The sequence below is a fragment of the Hungatella hominis genome, assembly GCF_014288005.1.
GTDB lineage: Bacteria > Bacillota > Clostridia > Lachnospirales > Lachnospiraceae > Hungatella > Hungatella effluvii.
This window is the reverse complement of the sequence record NZ_JACOPB010000046.1, coordinates 1-3629: the sequence shown is the minus strand read 5'-3', so window position 1 is coordinate 3629 and position 3629 is coordinate 1. Positions and strand designations below refer to the sequence as shown.

The following is a 3629-nucleotide window of genomic DNA, read 5'->3' as shown; positions in this document are numbered from 1 at the left end:
GCAACAGCAGGGCTGTACGGAGGTGTGAACAAAGATTTCTATCGGTTTGATTCTTCGGTTTTATATGGTTATGCAGCGGGCGCGCAGGAGGGCAGCCCGGTCTTTAACTGGTCGGATATGGGACTTGGCACATCAGAGGTTCATCTTGGAGAATGCACGGACGGGCGTTTTGTGGTCCTGGCAGCCTCATCTAATCAGACTGAGGTATTATCGTATGAAATGGCGGTTCTGACCAAGGGGGCGGATGAGAGGGAGATTTTGAGTATGGTGAGCCTGAGCGCGACCCCCGGCCTTGTCCAGGCCGTATCTGATTTTAACAAAACAAACGACAGGTATAAGGTTGAGCTGACAGAGTATTTTCCGTATGCGCAGAATGTGACTGACGAGGAATGGGATAATGCCATTATAAATCTTAATACACGTATCATCTCCGGCGATATGCCGGATATCCTGGATATGAGTCATTTGTCTGTACAGATTTATCAAAGCAAAGGGCTTTTAGAAGATCTCTATCCATATATGGAACATGATCCGGAAATCAGGAAAGAGGATTACTTTGAAAATGTCTTTGAAGCTATCAGCCTGGATGGAAAGCTGCCCTATCTTACGGACGGAGCAGCCATATCCACTATGCTGGCCGGTGAAGATATTGTGGCTGGAAACGATGGCTGGACCATTCAGGAGCTGGAAAAGGTCCTTGATACTTACGGAGCCAATTCCATAAACAATCTGTCTGGTGCTTCCTTCCTGAAAATCATGCTTCAGACAGATGGCAGTTTTATTGACTGGAATTTGGGCAAATGCTCTTTTGATTCACCTGAATTTGTAAAAATGCTGGAATTTGCCGGCAAAATACAGGAAAGCAGCCAGAACAGCTTTGGAGGAACGGAGATGAGCGAAAGCTATGCAGCAGCCTATGAGACTGTGCTGAGCGTTTACCACATCACCCGGTACAGAAATTATTACAACGGGAATCTGAGATTTCTTGGACTTCCCGGAGGCGGCGGTGAGTACCACGTAATCAAACCGGAAGTGAAGGTTGGAATCTCCTCGTCCAGCTCCCGGAAGGAAGGGGCATGGGAATTTGTCAGAACACTATTGACAGAGGAGCATCAGATGTCATGTATGATGCTTCCGATTCATAAGAGGGCGTTTGATAAGATCACGCAGGCGGCGGTGGATGGAAAATCTGTCTGGACATGGATTTACGAAGACGGCAAGGCAACAAAAGAAGATGTGGAGCTGACAAAGCAGCTTTTAAACAGCGCAGCCTATGTGGAGAATGACAATCAGACACTGGAATCACTGATATTAGAGGAGGCCCGGGAATATTTTTCAGGGGCCAGGAGCGCCCTGGAAGCGGCTGAAAGAATTCAGAGCCGGGCCAGTCTTTATATCAATGAGCAAATGTGAAAATTTTTATGCAAAGGAAAGGAGCCAAAACTATGAAAAGACAGCTTATGAAAAGAGGAATGATGGGGATATATGCAGTTATCTGCGCGGGGATGCTTTTGGTTACCGGCTGTGCAGGTATAGAGACAAATACAAAAACGGAAACAGAAAGAATTGAAGCGACAGAGAGACAGGAAAGTAATCCTGTAATTACTGCCAGTAAGGAGGAGAAGGCGGAGGTCCCTGAAAAGCAGGAGGAAGCGGTCCAAAATGATTCGTCTCTGCAAATTCAGGATGATGCCGGGAATGGGGACTCAGATACAATGGATACGTTTGCAGATGCGAATGACATGATGAAGTCTGCTGATTTGAGCGGTACAGCCGGCGAATGCTCGGATACCGGGTGCGTGATTAATACATCGCCCTTTGCGGACGGCACTTCATCTTCAGGAGATGGGGGCAGCATGACGGTTACTTATACAGAAGACACGGTATTTCAAAAGGGAACCGTGAAATCGGATGGCAGCAGCTACTTTTTGGAGGACAGTGAAAAAGACAGGATAGGGGGCAGTGATTTTGTACTGTGTTTCGGGAAACAGCAGGCGGACGGTTCTTACCTGGCAGACAGAATCATTATGATTGTGTTCAATTAACCTGATAGGAGATGATACAGCTATGCGTTTACATATTGGGGAAAAAATAAGAGAACAAAAGGCCATGCTTATTTCCGGAAAGAAATACAGGCCCCTCATAGAAGACCGTGTACAGCGCATGGCTGTATATCTTATGATTGGATTTTTTGCATTCATGTTAGTATGCACAATTATTTCCCGTGTATCGTATTCCTTTACTACCGCCCATGTTTCGGTAGCTTCTATGGCAGGCAAAACGCTGATGAACAGGGCTGAATTGGAGGGGATTATCCATGCGTCAGCGGAGAAAGGGATTAGTCTTCCGGATGGCCTTAAGGCCGTTTCCGTCAATGCCGGGAAGGGCAAATCAGTAGAAAAAGGCGAGGCGTTGATAGAATTTGATGTTCCTGCCGCAGAAGAACGGATTAAGAAACTGGAAGAAGAAATCCGTATCCTTAATCTTAAATTGGATATTTCATCAAACAATGGCGGCAATGATGTGATTGAGGCACAGCGTACGCTGGAGGATGCCAAAAAGGCGTATGAGCGGATTGCTGCGAAGTATGCCAGGGCAGAGATGCGGCTGAAAGAAGATTATACAAAGCTTGAAGAAACACTGGCGGATGCGGAAAAGAATCTTATTAATAAGGCAGAAGCGCTTGTGAAGGAAGCGAGGGAAAACCTGCAAAATGTAAGGGAGGACGCGGAGGACGCCATCCGCGCCGCAGAACAGGCGCTGGATGAGGAATCAGAAAATCTTGATGATTCAGAGGATAGTTATCAGCAGGCATTAGAAGCGTATGAGCAGGCGAAAGATGAACTTAATATGGCAAATCAGAGAGTCAGCGAAATAAAGGAAGCGATTGCAGGGAAGCAGCCGGATGATGCCACGGATTATACGGAGGAGCTGAAGGAGGAACTTTCCATTGCGCAAAAGGCATTTAACCAGGCCAAAAAGGAACTTTCAAAAGCAGACTATAACTCATCGTCCTATGACAGGGCAGACGATAACCTGGATTCCATCAAGCGACGCTGGAAACGTAAAATTGATAAAGCCAAAGATGCTCTTTATAAAGCAGAAACAGTGCTGGAAGCAGTCAGGGAAGGAAAAGATTTTTCAACTGAGTCTGCAGTCAGTGAGGCCCAGGCTGCCATTGATACTGCAAGAGAAGCGTTAAACCGTGCCCGGCGTGAGTCAGAGGATAACCAATATTCTGAGGAGGAAGAACTTTATGCTGCGGGAAGGGCAGTTGAGACCGCGCAGGCAGCATTGGAAGATGCCCGGAGACAGGCTGAGGTATTGCAGAAGGAAGGTGAGATTGACAGAATTACCTGTGAATCTGAGCGGTCAGATAAAGAGAAATCGCGTGCTGCATTACAGGAAATTCTGGATAATGGGGGACGTCTTTTGGCTCCGGCCCCTGGAACGGTGGTGAGGACGCTGGAACGCGGGGATAAAACAAAGGAGGGGGAAGATGCAGTCATTCTTTCCTCTGCTGACAGAGGATTTGTTTTTGAAGGAAAACTGGATAAAGATTCAGCGCGCCGCTTTTCAGCCGGGGACAAGGGAGAGCTTCATTACAAATTGGATGGAAGCACACAAAA

At 47.0% G+C, this 3629-nt stretch carries 3 protein-coding genes; all 3 read left to right on the top strand.

From position 1 onward, the window contains the following. Positions 1 to 1413, top strand: a 1413-nt coding sequence (locus tag H8S75_RS32040) for an ABC transporter substrate-binding protein (protein WP_187024931.1), incomplete at its 5' end; no start/stop codon positions are given. 32 nt (positions 1414 to 1445) lie between these two features. After that, positions 1446 to 2045 (top strand): hypothetical protein, encoded by a 600-nt coding sequence (locus H8S75_RS32035; protein ID WP_002591369.1) that lies wholly within the window; start codon positions 1446 to 1448, stop codon positions 2043 to 2045. A 22-nt stretch (positions 2046 to 2067) separates the two neighbouring features. Further along, positions 2068 to 3629 (top strand): coiled-coil domain-containing protein (locus H8S75_RS32030; RefSeq protein ID WP_187024930.1); only part of this gene is annotated, 1562 nt, incomplete at its 3' end.